This is a genomic window from Micromonospora sp. WMMD1155 (assembly GCF_029581275.1).
Taxonomy (GTDB): domain Bacteria; phylum Actinomycetota; class Actinomycetes; order Mycobacteriales; family Micromonosporaceae; genus Micromonospora.
The window spans coordinates 6,951,151-6,964,204 of the sequence record NZ_CP120742.1 but is presented as its reverse complement, the minus strand read 5'-3'; the positions used below and the strand labels follow the sequence as shown (position 1 = coordinate 6,964,204).

General features: G+C 71.0%; 9 protein-coding genes. 5 read left to right on the top strand and 4 right to left on the bottom strand.

Translation table 11 applies throughout. The features are described 5' to 3' along the window. Positions 1–3 precede the first annotated feature (3 nt). From O7617_RS31860 to O7617_RS31845, 4 genes are read left to right on the top strand one after another with little or no spacing between them, the layout of a single operon-like run. Positions 4–708, top strand: a complete 705-nt coding sequence (locus O7617_RS31860; protein WP_282260241.1) for a flavodoxin family protein — start codon at positions 4–6, stop codon at positions 706–708. Further along, entirely contained in the window at positions 698–1,045 is a 348-nt protein-coding gene (locus tag O7617_RS31855) for a cupin domain-containing protein (RefSeq protein ID WP_282260240.1), read from the top strand. The genes O7617_RS31860 and O7617_RS31855 overlap by 11 nt, the downstream gene beginning before the upstream one ends. Next, a complete protein-coding gene (locus O7617_RS31850; protein WP_282260238.1) occupies positions 1,042–1,410 on the top strand; it encodes a chorismate mutase in 369 nt (122 codons plus the stop codon). The genes O7617_RS31855 and O7617_RS31850 overlap by 4 nt, the downstream gene beginning before the upstream one ends. Next, on the top strand, positions 1,407–2,864 hold the full coding sequence (locus O7617_RS31845; RefSeq protein WP_282260236.1) for a UbiD family decarboxylase: 1,458 nt from the start codon (positions 1,407–1,409) through the stop codon (positions 2,862–2,864). The genes O7617_RS31850 and O7617_RS31845 overlap by 4 nt, the downstream gene beginning before the upstream one ends. Here the strand turns inward: O7617_RS31845 and O7617_RS31840 are convergent. The 3 genes from O7617_RS31840 to O7617_RS31830 all read right to left on the bottom strand — a co-directional run bounded on the left by O7617_RS31840 (position 2,809) and on the right by O7617_RS31830 (position 5,899). Beyond that, entirely contained in the window at positions 2,809–4,320 is a 1,512-nt protein-coding gene (locus tag O7617_RS31840; protein WP_282260234.1) for a PLP-dependent aminotransferase family protein, read from the bottom strand. The two genes, O7617_RS31845 and O7617_RS31840, sit on opposite strands and share 56 nt — an antisense overlap. 72 nt (positions 4,321–4,392) lie before the next feature. Then, positions 4,393–5,301 carry a CDP-diacylglycerol diphosphatase gene (locus O7617_RS31835; protein WP_282260233.1) on the bottom strand — a complete coding sequence of 303 codons (909 nt, stop codon included), beginning with the start codon at positions 5,299–5,301 and terminating at the stop codon, positions 4,393–4,395. 142 nt (positions 5,302–5,443) lie between these two features. After that, a complete protein-coding gene (locus tag O7617_RS31830; protein ID WP_282260232.1) occupies positions 5,444–5,899 on the bottom strand; it encodes a hypothetical protein in 456 nt (151 codons plus the stop codon). A 427-nt stretch (positions 5,900–6,326) separates the two neighbouring features. On the opposite strand from O7617_RS31830, the gene O7617_RS31825 reads away from it, so the two are divergent. Further along, positions 6,327–9,323 carry a glycoside hydrolase family 95 protein gene (locus O7617_RS31825; RefSeq protein ID WP_282260231.1) on the top strand — a complete coding sequence of 999 codons (2,997 nt, stop codon included), beginning with the start codon at positions 6,327–6,329 and terminating at the stop codon, positions 9,321–9,323. Positions 9,324–9,511: 188 nt separating this feature from the next. Here the strand turns inward: O7617_RS31825 and O7617_RS31820 are convergent, their stop codons facing one another. Further along, positions 9,512–13,015: an alpha-glucuronidase family glycosyl hydrolase gene (locus O7617_RS31820; RefSeq protein ID WP_282260229.1), complete on the bottom strand. Its 3,504-nt coding sequence runs from the start codon at positions 13,013–13,015 to the stop codon at positions 9,512–9,514. Positions 13,016–13,054: the final 39 nt, after the last annotated feature.

The following is a 13,054-nucleotide window of genomic DNA, read 5'->3' as shown; positions in this document are numbered from 1 at the left end:
GGGGTGAAAGTGCACAGCGAAGCAGGGACCATCCTCGCCATCAACGGATCGGAGCGGGTCGGCGGCAACACCGACCACGCCATCGCGTACGCGGGACGACTCATCGCCGAGCGGGGTGCCGTCCTGCGCACCATCCAGTTACGTGAGCACCGGATCTCGCCGTGCAGCCCGTGCGGCGACTGCAACAGCCGCACCCTGCCCTGCCAGGTGGACGACGACGTCCCCGCCCTGGTGGAGCAGATGACAGCCGCCGACGGGCTGATCTACGCGGCCCCGGTGCACGGCTTCGGCCTGGCCCACCTCATGCAGGTCTTCATCGAGCGCGCGGGCGTCGGCTACCTGCGTTTCACCCGTCCGCTGGCGGACAAGGTGGGCGGCATCATCGTAACCGGGCGGCGCTACAGCGACTCCTCCGTGCACAACCAGATCGTCAACAACCTGCTGCTCAACCGGATGATCCTGGTGGGCAGCGGGTTCCCCGTCCTGCTGCGCAACACCACCGGCACGCCCGGCCTGCACGACGCCGAGGGCGTCGACGCGCTGGAGCGGATGGTGCACCGGATGCTCGACATGGTGCAGCTGCTCAAGCAGCACCAGCGCGTCGACGGCGATCCGGTCCTGCCGCGGCGGGACCGCAACGAACGAGTGCCGCGGCCCCGCCGCACCGATTCCGCCCCGACCAGAGGAGATATCGAGAATGTCCACTGAGCAGGTCGCCACGCCGGTCGGCATCGACTTCCCGGCCACCGAGTGGGAGAGGTGGGACAAGCCGGGCGCCGAGGGGCGCGTCAAGATCTCGTACGTCGGCGGGCAGCGGCTGCGCCTGCTGGAGCTTCCGCCCGGGTTCGACGAGCACCACTGGTGCCTGCGCGGGCACACCGGCTACGTCCTGCAGGGCGAGTTCACCATCCACTTCCGGGACCGGTCGGTGCCGTGCCGCCCCGGCATGGGCTTCGTGATCCCCGACGAGGAGGAGCACCGGTCCCAGGGCAGCGACGCCGAGCCCACCGTCGTCTTCGTGGTCGACCAGGTCCCCCAGCCATGAGCGACCAGCACTGGTTCGCGGCACCGGCCGGCTCCCCGCCGGCCGGTGCCGCCGGCGGTCCGGGCCGGATCGCCGAACTGCGGGGCGTCATCGACCACCTCGACCAGCGGATCATCGCCCTGCTGGCCGAGCGCACCCGGGTGGTGCAGGAGCTGACCGCGTACAAGACGGACGAGGCGACGGTCCGGTCGCCCGACCGGGTGCGGCAGGTGCTCGACCGGGTGTCCGACCTGGCCGTCGGAAACGGTATGCCACCGGAGGTGGCGGTCGGCACCTACCGTGCCCTCATCGACGAGCTGACCCGGATGCAACTCGACATGCTGGCGGCCCGCCGCGCCGCCGGGTCGGCGGGGGAGGAGCGGTGAGCCGAACACCGGTCGACCTGCGGCACGCCCTGGCCACCCTCGATCCGCTCCCCGGCGAGCTGGTCCGCGTCGCCACCGAACTACCGGCCCGGTACGGCGTCTCCGCGCACTACGCCCGCTGGGCCGGTGCGCCCGCCGCCCCGCCCACCGGTGCCGGCCCGGCGGTGCTCTTCGACCGGGTACGCCCCGACCACGGTCCGACCCGAGCGGTGCTGATGGGCCTGTACGGCACCCGTCGGCGCGCGGCCGGCCTGCTCGGGTGCACGCCCGCCGAGCTGCCGCACCGGCTGCTCGACGCGGTGGCCTCGCCCCGCCCGCCGGTGCCCGCGCCCGACCCGGCCCGCTGGCCCCGCGAGGCGCTGCCGGTGGACCTGACCGCACTGCCGGTGCCGGTGCTCACCGACGAGGACGCCGGGCCCTACCTGACCCTCGGCGCCGTACTCGCCACCGACCCGGACACCGGCGTCCGCAACCTGTCGGTGCACCGGATGTGCGTCCAGGGCCCGGACACGCTGACCATCTGGATGGTGCCCGGCCGGGACCTGGAGCTGGCTCACCAGGCCGCGTTGCGTCGGGGGAGCCCGTTGCCGGTGGCCGTCCACCTCGGCCTGTGCCCGGCGGTGCTGCTCTCGTCCTGCTGCCCGACCTCGTTGGTGCCACCCGACCTCGACGAGTTGGCGGTGGCCGGCGCCCTCGCCGGGCAGCCGGTGGAGCTGCTGCCCTGCCGCACGGTGGACGCCGAGTTCATCGCGCACGCCGAGTACGTCATCGAGGGCGAGTTGCTGGCCGACCGAGCGCCGGAGAGCCGGCACGGCACTGTCGCCACCCCGGAGTTCCTCGGCTACCAGGGCCGGGCGCATCCCGCGCTGCCGTTGATCCGGGTCACCGCGATCACCGCCCGGGAGAGTCCGATCCTGCAGGCCGTGTCCGGGCCTGGGCACGAGCAGTCGGTGCTGCTCGGCTTCGGGATGGAGGCCGCGGTGCTGGACCTGCTGCGTCGGCGGGGCACGCCGGCGCTGGCCGCGCACTGCCACACGGCGGGTGGCGGTCAGCTGATGGTGGTGTTGCAGTGGCCGGCCAAGCGCGGTCCGGAGGACGACGTCGCGGTACGCGCCGCCGCCGAGGCGGTGCTGGAGCGGTTCCGGATGGCCAAGCTGGTGCTGTGCGTGGACGACGACGTCGACATCGAGTCCGACCAGGACCTGTGGTGGGCGATGGTCACCCGCTTCCAGGCCGATCAGGATCTGCGGGTGTTGCCGGACCGGGAGGGTTTCCCGCTCGACCCGAGCCAGCACACCGGCTACTCGCCGTCGCTCTCGGCCGACGGGCGCACGGCGAAGGCGGTCTTCGACTGCACCGTCCCGTACGCCCAGCGGCCCCGGTTCACCCGGCCTCGCTTCACCGAGCCGTCGATTCCCGCACCGCGGCGGCCAGCAGTGCCACGCCCTCGGTGATCCGGGCGGTGGGCAGTGCCGCGTACCCGATCAGGAAGGTCGGCTCGGTCGGTGGCCGGCTGACGAAGTATCCCGAGGCCGGGTAGACCCGGACGTCGCGCGCGGCGGCGGCGCGTACGATGGCCGCCTCGTCGGCGTCGGACGCGCCGCCCAGGGTCACCAGCACGTGCAGCCCGGCCGCCGTGCCGGAGATCCGTACGCCCGCGCCGAAGTGTTCGTAGAGCGCCTCCAGCAGCCGGGCGCGTCGCTGCCGGTAGAGGCGGTCCATCCGGCCGATGTGCCGGGCGTACGCGCCGGAGGAGATGAATTCGGCGAGTGCCTCCTGGGTCAGCGTCGGGGTCAGCCGATCGGTGATCCACTTGACGCCGAGGAATGGCCGGACGAGGTGGGGCGGCAACACCGCGTACCCGATGCGCAGCGACGGGAAGAGGGTCTTGCTGAAGCTGCCGACGTAGACCACGTCCGCGTCCTGCGGGTCGGCGGCCAGCGACGGGCGCCGCTCCTCGGCGAACGTGAACTCGTTGTGGTAATCGTCCTCCAGCACGGTGGCGGTGTGTTCGCGGGCCCAGCGCAACAGCGCTCGTCGCCGCCGCTCGGACATGATGAACCCGGTCGGGAACTGGTGCGACGGGGTCACGTAGATCAGGCGTACCCGGGACGGGTCGTGCCCGTGCGCGCGGACCTGGCGGTCGATCTCGTCGACCCGCAGGCCCTCCTCGTCGACACCGACCGGCACCACGGCGGCCCGGGAGTAACCGAAGATCTGCCGCAGCACGGTGTGGCTCGGGTCCTCGATGACCACCACGTCGTCCGGGCCGACGAGCAGCCGGACCAGGATGTCCATGGCCTGGGTGGCGCCGCTGGTCACCACTGTGTGCTCGCGGTCGGCGTCGAGCGCGCGGCTGCGGCGCAGCAGGGCGCTGATCTGGGTCCGCAGCGACAGGGCGCCCTCGGCCGGGCCGTAGCCCAGCGCCACCGCGTCGGCCCGACTGACCGCCTCGGCGAGCGACTGCCGCCACCGGGTCACCGGGAAGCTGGCCAGCGCCGGGGTGCCGTGCCGGAAGTCGTACGCGCCGTCGGGCCGGTGCATCGGCGCTGGTTCCCAGGGCTTCCACAGCGGGCTGCCCGCGTCGGTGGGGAGCGGGGGCTCGGGCCACAGTGGCGAGCGGGCGGCGCGTCGGGGCGGTGGCGGGGTGTCGGTGGGCGCGCCGCTGACCCGGGTGCCGGACCCGCGCCGTGCGGTGAGCACCCCGTTGGCCCGCAGCAGTTCGTACGCCCGGGTCACCACGGTCCGGGAGACCCGGAGCTGGTGGGCCAGTTCACGGCTCGGCGGCACCGGGTCGCCGGGGCGCAGTCGACCGGTGCGCACGGACCCGCTGATCTGGTCGCAGAGCTGTTGTTGCAGCGGAACCGCACTGTCCCGGTCCAGTGCGACGAGAAGCTGGGACGAACTCACCTGCGCACGCACCCCCCGGATCGACGCTGGTCCCGAGTCTAGTCGCGGCGCGGTGACCGTCTGTCGATCCCGTTAGGCGTACGCGAGCAGGAAGTCGACGGTGCCGGTGCCGCCGGGCTGCCCGGGGGCGACGGGCAGACCGGGTTCACTGTTCAGGACGTAGAACCCGCCGCTGCCGACCAGGCGGGGCGTGACGGCGAGGATCTGCGCGGCCATGCTCGCCCCGGTGGGGCGTACCACGCTGTCGAGCAGGAGCCGGAAGAGGTTCTCGTTCAGGTTCGCGACGTGCAGGACCCGGTACGAGCGGGGGGCGGGCTGGCCCGTGCCGGTCAGGCCCCAGACGGGTACGACCTGGTTGCGCCAGCGCGACGGGTTGTTGGTGATCGTGCTGTCGTGGTTGTTCAGCTGCGTCTGGATGCCCGAGTGGATCCCGGCCAGGTGGATGTGCAACTGGTCCTGCTGGCGGATCGTCGGGTCGGCCGAGTTGATGCCCAGCCCGATGTGCGGGTAGACGACGTGTGCGGGTTGCCCGGGCTGCGCGTTGTTCCACGCCTCCAGCCAGTAGTTCGGGGCGCTGGTGGTCGTGATGAACGGGCACTCGATGCCGCTGATCCGGCAACTGGGGACGAGCAGGAAGTCGTGGTTCGACCCCGACCCGCCGTTGAGGATGACGTAGGTGGCTGTCGTCCGCAGGCACTGCGGGAACGGCGGGCCGGTCTTCGTGCCCTCGCAGACCTGCACCCGGTCCCACAGGTCGTACCTGCCTCCGGTATCGGCGGGGTAGCCGCACAGTTGGGAGGGCGTGGGGCAGGCGGTGGCGCCGGGGCCGCCGGGCTCCGGTGGGGACGGTGCGGGGGGCTGGCCGCCGTCGGCGTGCCCGCTGTCGGCCAGGGCCCGGTCGGCGCCCATCAGGCCCAGGAGGCCGGTCGCGCCGGCGGTCCCGGAGAGCCGGACGAACTGTCGTCTGGGTATCGCGCCCACCGTGACCTCCGTGATCGCCCTCCAGGGACGAGTCGAGATTAGGGCGAACCGACCGGACGGTGCGGCGGCCGGAGACCGCGTCCCCTGAACGTGTCCGCTGCCGGACCGATGCGCGGTCGAGGGCCCGGCCGGGCCCTCGCGCTCACCGGTCGCGGCAACCCACCTGGTCGCCGATCTCGGTCGGGATGCCGAACGGGCTGCATTCGATCGCGCTGCCTTCGCCCAGCTTCTTCCACCTGCCGTCGTCGTACTCGAAGACCAGGACGCCGTCGCCCTGCATGCTCGGGTCGACGGCGAGCACTCCGGCCGTCGCCCACCGGCGGGCACAGTTGATCTGGTCCGGGTCGATCCGGTGGCTGTCGCCGAGCCCCGACACCCGTTGGAGGGTAGCCGCGCTGACCGGACAGGCGGCCCGGGTGGCGTCGGGTGCCGCGGGTGTCGTGCGGGTCGGCGAGGTGTGCGGGGAGGCGGACGTGGAGCCGGGTGCGGGCGACGTGGTGCCTGCTCCGGCCTCGGGCTCGGACGAGGGGGTCGTGCAGGCTGCGAGGCCCGCCAGTACGGCGACGGGCACGAGGGCGCGTAGCGGTGTCGAGGTCATCGGGTCCTCCGGTCCGACCTGGAAGGTGTCTCCCGCTAGACGCCCGGGGCCCCGTCGGGGTTGCGGTCGGCCGCGAGGCCGGGAATCGGCGACGGACGGTACATCCGATGTATGGGGAGCTGCCTGATCGCTCCACCGTGCCCGGTCAGTGGTTCGTCGGTTCCGGGCGGCGTCGGGTCGAGGGCGCGCTCCCGCCGATGATGCGCCACGGAATGGGCGCGAAGGTGAATTCCTATCATCTATCGACCATTGCCGATTCCGTTGCGTCGGAGTAACCTTCGCGAAACACATCAGATGTCTGGCTGTCTCCGGGGCTGATCTCGGCCGGTCAACGCGGTCGCGGTCGACGCCGGCGAGCGGATCCCGACGACGGCTCTCATGGTTGTCCCGCTTCGGGTGGCCGGACCGGTCACCGTTTGGAGGATCGATGTCCGACCTGACTCGACGGCAAGCCATCAAGATCGGCGCAGCCGGTGCGGGCGGTGCTCTCCTGCCGCTGCCCTGGACCGCCGCGGCCCGCGCGGACGCGGTGGCCCCGCCGCAGGTGCTGGCCGCCGGGGACCTCGCCCTCTGGTACGACGAGGGGGCCGGCACCGACTGGCTCCGGGCGCTGCCGATCGGCAACGGCCGACTCGGCGCCATGGTCTTCGGCAACGTCGACACGGAACGGCTCCAGCTCAACGAGGACACCGTCTGGGCCGGCGGGCCACACGACCCCAGCAACCCCCGGGGCGCGGGAGCGCTGGCGGAGATCCGACGCCTGGTCAACGCCAACCAGTGGACCCAGGCCCAGGATCTGATCAACCAGACCATGATGGGTAACCCCGGCGGGCAGTTGGCCTACCAGACCGTCGGCAACCTCCGGCTCGCCTTCGGGTCCGCCAGCGGCGCGTCACAGTACGACCGGACGCTGGACCTCACCACCGCCACCGTCACGACGTCGTACGTGCTCAACGGCGTCCGTCACCAGCGGGAGGTGTTCGCCAGTGCGCCGGACCAGGTCATCGCGATGCGTCTGACCGCCGACCGGAGCAACTCGATCAGCTTCACCGCCACCTTCGACAGCCCGCAGCGGACGTCGGTGTCCAGCCCGGACGGTGCCACGATCGGCCTGGACGGCGTCTCCGGAAACCAAGAGGGCGTCACCGGCCAGGTCCGCTTCCTCGCCCTGGCCAACGCCACCGTCACCGGCGGCAGCGTGTCCAGCTCCGGCGGCACCCTGCGGGTCACCAACGCCACGAGTGTGGTCCTGCTGATCTCCATCGGCTCCAGCTACGTCAACTACCGCAACGTCGGCGGCGACTACGGGGGCATCGCACGGCAGCGCCTGAGCGCTGCCCGGGCCACCAGCTTCGACTCGCTGCGCAGCAGGCACGTGGCCGACTACCAGGCGCTTTTCAACCGGGTCACCCTGGACCTGGGCCGCACCTCGGCCGCGAACCAGACGACCGACGTGCGGATCGCCCAGCACAACAGCGTCAACGACCCGCAGTTCTCCGCGCTGTTGTTCCAGTTCGGCCGGTACCTGCTGATCTCGTCCTCACGGCCCGGCACCCAGCCGGCCAACCTGCAGGGCATCTGGAACGACTCGCTGACCCCCTCGTGGGACTCGAAGTACACGATCAACGCGAACCTGCCGATGAACTACTGGCCGGCCAACACGACGAACCTGGCCGAGTGCCACAACCCGGTGTTCGACATGGTCCGGGAGCTCTCCGTCGCCGGTGCGCGTACCGCTCAGGTGCAGTACGGCGCGGGCGGCTGGGTCACTCACCACAACACCGACGCGTGGCGGGCCACCGCCGTGGTGGACGGCGCGTTCTGGGGGATGTGGCAGACCGGTGGCGCGTGGCTCTCGGTGTTGATTTGGGACCACTACCTGTTCAACGGCGACATCGAGTTCCTGCGGACGAACTACCCGGCCATGAAGGGCGCCGCGCAGTTCTTCCTGGACACGCTGGTGACCGAGCCGACCCTCGGCTACCTGGTCACCAACCCGTCCAACTCACCGGAACTCAGCCACCACTCGAACGCCAGCGTGTGCGCCGGCCCCACCATGGACAACCAGATCCTGCGCGACCTCTTCGACGGCGTCGCCCGCGCCAGCGAGATCCTGAACGTGGACAGCACCTTCCGAGCCCAGGTCCGGGCCACCCGGGACCGGCTCCCCCCGATGAAGATCGGTTCGCGCGGCAACATCATGGAGTGGCTCTACGACTGGGTGGAGACCGAGCCCAACCACCGGCACATCTCCCACCTCTACGGGCTGGCCCCCAGCAACCAGATCACCAAGCGCGGCACCCCGCAGCTGTTCGAGGCGGCGCGCCGGACCCTGGCGTTGCGCGGCGACGACGGGACGGGCTGGTCGCTGGCCTGGAAAATCAACTTCTGGGCCCGGATGGAGGAGGGCAAGCGGGCCCACGACCTGATCCGCTACCTCGCCACCACCGCCCGACTCGCGCCCAACATGTTCGACCTGCACCCGCCGTTCCAGATCGACGGCAACTTCGGCGCGACGGCGGGCATCGCCGAGATGCTGCTGCAGAGCCACGCCGGTGAGCTGCACATCCTGCCCGCGCTGCCACCGGCGTGGCCGGCCGGGAAGGTGACCGGCCTGCGGGGTCGCGGCGGGCACACGGTCAGCATCACCTGGAGCAACGGTCAGGCCACCGAGGTACTCGTCCGGCCGGACCGCGCCGGCACGGTCCGCCTGCGCGCCCGCATCCTCACCGGCACCGTCACGGTCGTCGACACCGCCGACGGTTCGGCGCCCCGGGTCACCCGGATAGAGTCCGACCTGGTCGAGGTCACCGTCCAGGCGGGGCGCACCTACCGGGTCACCAGCACGGGCGTCGCCACGCCGACGCTGGAGCAGAGCTTCACCAACGTGGGCATCACCAACGACAGCAACACCAACGTGGGGAATTTCGACGGCGGCGGGGCGTCGCTCTCGGCGCAGGCCCTGGCGCAGGCCGGGGCCAGCCCGGGTGCCACGATCAGCCGCAACGGGGTGAACTTCCGCTGGCCCAACGTCAGCCCCGGCACCGCCGACAACGCCGTCGCCTCCGGCCAGACCATCGGCATCAGCGGCACCGGCAGCACGCTCGGCTTCCTGCTGACCGGCACCTACGGCGCGGTGTCCGGGACAGGCACCGTCGTGTACGCCGACGGCACCCGCCAGACGTTCACGCTGAGCTCGCCCGACTGGTACGGCGGCCCGCACTCCGGTGGCACCGCCGCCATCGTGTCCGCGTACCAGAACCGGCCCAACAACGTCCGCCAGAACACCGCGGCCTGCATCTACTACGTGGGCGTGTCGCTGCAGAGCAAGGCCGTGGCCCAGGTGGTCCTGCCCAACATCAGCGCGCGGCCGGCGGCCAACGTGCCGACCATGCACGTCTTCGCCATCGCGATCGGCGGCTGACGGCGACGATTCCTGCTTGGGGGAGCACGACCGGGCCCGTCCCACCGGGGGACGGGCCCGGTCGTGTTTGCGCTCGGCGGTGACCGCCGGTCATCTTCCTCGGGTCGGATTCGGTGATGAGCGGTATACCTCAGAGTCATACTCATGACTCTGAGGTATACCGCTCATCAGCACATCGACGTGCCGGGTCAGCCGGAGCGCACCCCGGAGTCGGGCATACTCGGCCTGTTCGTCCAGGGCCTGCGCTCCCCGCGGCTCTCGATCCGGAAGTGGTCGACGGCGACGTCGAGGTCGGTGGAGGCGCCGCCCCGGTTGAAGGCCAGCACCCCGGCCTTCGTCGGCTCAACGTTCAGCGTCTGGGAGCCGATGTAGCGGTAGACGCTTCCGTCGGTGGAGTAGTAGGCCCGGTACCGGTCCCCGGTCTTGGTCAGCCGCAGCCAGATGGCCCCGTCGGCCCCGACGATGCGCTGGGCGTCCGCCCCGGTGATCTCCACCGTCGATGTGACGCCGCTCTGTTCGCGCAGGAAGACGAGCCGGGCCTTGTGGACCGGTGCGTTGGCGTTGGCCATCTCCCAGGCGAGCTTCACGTAGTTGTCGTCGTTCGCGTACGCGAGGACACCGCCCTGCTCGTTGTTGGCGGCGAGTGGCCGGGAGAAGACGATCCGGGAGTCGGCCGTCCAGTCTCCGTCGACGTCCTGGAGCGCCAGGTTCCGCGCGGTGTTGGCGGTGCCCTGCAGGTCGCCCTGCTGGGCGGTGATGACGAGTGACCCGTCGGCCAGACGCCACCTGCTGTCGTCCGGCCGGACCCACTGCCACTGCGGGCCGAGCGAGGTCGAGTCGAACTCGTCGCTGCCGGTGAGGGTGGTGTTCAGGTCGACCACGTAGACCGACGACGCGCCGCCGTTGGTGACGGTGACCCGAGCCTGCCCGGTGGCGCTGTCAGCCTGCTCGACCACCACCGAGGCGGCGGGGTCGGCGGCACGCGCCGCGACGGTCGGCACGGTCGTGGTGCCGGCCGGCGTGAGGACGTTGTAGTGCCGCACCGCCGGGGAGAAGGACGCCAGGGGCTCGTCGTCGACGCGCAGGCTCGCGAGCGTCGTGTCGGGCACCAGGTTGAAGACGTAGTTCTTCACCAGCGGCCCGAAGAAGCCCTTGGTGGTGACCTTGACGACTGCCTGACCGGGTACGTCGGCCGCCTGCGAGACGATCTCGTAGCGGGCCTTCCGGTCGGCGGTCCGCACCTTCGTGATGGTCGGCGACGCCCCGGCCGGCACCGGGATGGTGTACGCGTTGTCCGACAGGTTGAAGCCGCCGAACTCCTTCCCACCCACCACGATCGTCGCGGACAGCGGTGCGCCGTCCACCGGGATGTCCCGCCCGCTGAACTCCTTCCAGTAGTTCACCGACGTGTCCCGCCAGTCGGCGGCGTCCGCCTCGTGGACGGCCAGCTTGGCGCGTACCTCCGTGAACCGGCGTGCGTCGATGTCGGGCTGGAGATTCTCCCAGGTCTCCCGCATCCAGGTCACGTACTGCACGCCCATCTGGTAGCGGTAGACCAGCTCGTCCCAGAAGGTCCGACCGTTGTCCATCCGATGACCCCAGGGCACGTGGTGGAACCACATCAGCAGGTTCTCCGGCACCGACTCGATGTCGCCGTAGCGTTGCTGCAACCGGGGGAAGTACTGGGCGGCCAGGTTGCTGCCGGTGGGGGAGCGGTCGAAGCCCAGCCCGACGCTGTCGGCCTTGTTGTAGTAGATCGGGCTCCAGTCGTCGCGGCCCGCCCAGTCGGCGGGGTCGGGGCGGTAGTGGGCGCCCTCGGCGAACTGGTGGCCGATGCCCAGCGGCGTCTGGTAGCTGACCAGCGACTCCCAGGAACCCATCATCATCGCCCGGATGGTGTCGACGACCCGGCGGTCGTTGCTCCAGGTCATCCGGACCCAGTCCGTGGCGATGTCCGCCGAGTCGAGGGTCCAGTCCCACGCCTGGCGGCCGAAGGCGAAGAGGTTCGCCTGGGAGAAGTGGTGTCCGGTCAGGTTGTCGGCGTTGCCGAGGTTGGCGACCCCGACGATGGCGGTGTCCGAGTGGTGCTGGGCGGTCCCGTCGACGACGTCGCCGACCAGGCGCTCGCGCAGCAGTTTCCCGTTGGCGTCGGTGGCGTACGTGTCGGTCTTGAGGATCTCCTCGTACATCGGACCGAGGTAGGCCAGCATCCAGTTCTGGCCCGTGTACTCCTGCGTGATCTGGAGTTCCAGGGCCTGGTTGGTGTTCTCCATCCGGCCGAACATCGGGTGGATGGGTTCCCGGGCCTGGAAGTCCAGTGGCCCGTTCTTGGTCTGGAGGAACACGTTGTCGGCGAAGCGCCCCCGGCTGCCGTCCGGCTGGACCTCGTCGTCGATCGGCCCGAACTCCAGGTAGGCCCGCTTGAGCCGGTCGTTGTCGACCTCGGCGTTGTAGACGAACGTCCGCCAGTGCACGGTCATCCCGAGCGGCGCCACCGCGGCGGCGATGGCGTTCGCGCCGTCACCGTGGTCGTACCCGAAATCCTGTGGCCCCGGCTGGCCCTCCGAGTTGGCCTTCACGGTGAGGCCCATGAAGTCCGGGATGGCGGTCTGGATCTGCCGGGCCCGGCGGTTCCACCAGCCTCGGAAGTCGGTGCCGTACGGGTCGAGCTGGCTGTTGGTCAGCGTGTCCGGCGCGAACCGGCTGTCGGTGGGCGCGGTGTAGCGGATCGACAGGCCCAGCTTGACGCCGTACGGGCGCAGCGCGTCGGCGAGGGCCGCCTCCTGCGCGATCCGGGCACTGGTCAGGTACGCGTTGTCGGCGTTGACGTTGTTGATGGTGATGCCGTTGATGCCCAGGGACGCCAGCGCGCGTGCCACCACGATGTAGCGGTCCAGGATGACCGGCAGGTTCCGGCCGGCGCTCGCCCCGGTCGCCGCGAAGTTGAAGATCGCCCCGCTCTCGCCGTTCAGTCCGCCCAGCCCGGAGGCGTTGTTGCCGGCGTAGAGGCGCTCGGTCTCCCAGTTGTTCAGCAGCCGGTTTTTGATCTTCGGTGACTCGGCGACGCGGAGGCGGTCGATGGGCTTCTGCGTCTGCAGCAGCCGCAGGAACGCGTACGTGCCGTACAGCGCGCCGAGGTCGGTGTTGCCGGCGATGACGGTGAACCGCGCCTTCCCGCTCGTCACCGAGCGGACGAGGTAACCCTCGTCACCGACCCTGGCCAGGTCCCGCGCTGGGACGGCACGGCTCACCACCGGCGAACTCGTGGGCGTGCCGACGACCACGGCACCGTCCGGAACGCGGTGACCGTCGGCGGTCGTCACGGGAGTCGGTCGGCCGAGCAGCCCGCCCAGCCCGCGTACCAGCTCGTCCCGGGCCGCGCCCAGCGTGGTCTCGGCCAACTTCTCGGCGGACCCGGGGGCCATGGCGAGATCCGGCGTGTGCCGGTGGACCTTCGTGGCGTCGGCGTTCTCGACCACGATGCCGGTGACCGTCCGGCGGTAGTCGCGCAGCAGCTTCGGGTCGCTCACCGGCACGTACCGCAGCCACAGGTCGGAGCCGCTGTAGTCGTCAGGCGACGGGGCCGCGGCGACCGGTGTGGTGGCGACCGTGAGGATGGCCGCGACCGTGGCGAGCACCGTTCCCAGCACGATGAGGGTTCGCCGTAGCCTGGGCGTCGAGCCTCGGATCATCGCCGTCTCCTCGTTCGTCCGCTCGGGAAGTCGTGCGTT

Coding starts and splice junctions, on each gene's coding strand:
- O7617_RS31830 (WP_282260232.1), bottom strand. CDS start 5,899: ATGACCTCGACACCGCTACGCGCCCTCGTGCCCGTCGCCGTACTGGCG.
- O7617_RS31825 (WP_282260231.1), top strand. CDS start 6,327: ATGTCCGACCTGACTCGACGGCAAGCCATCAAGATCGGCGCAGCCGGT.
- O7617_RS31820 (WP_282260229.1), bottom strand. CDS start 13,015: ATGATCCGAGGCTCGACGCCCAGGCTACGGCGAACCCTCATCGTGCTG.
- O7617_RS31850 (WP_282260238.1), top strand. CDS start 1,042: ATGAGCGACCAGCACTGGTTCGCGGCACCGGCCGGCTCCCCGCCGGCC.
- O7617_RS31855 (WP_282260240.1), top strand. CDS start 698: ATGTCCACTGAGCAGGTCGCCACGCCGGTCGGCATCGACTTCCCGGCC.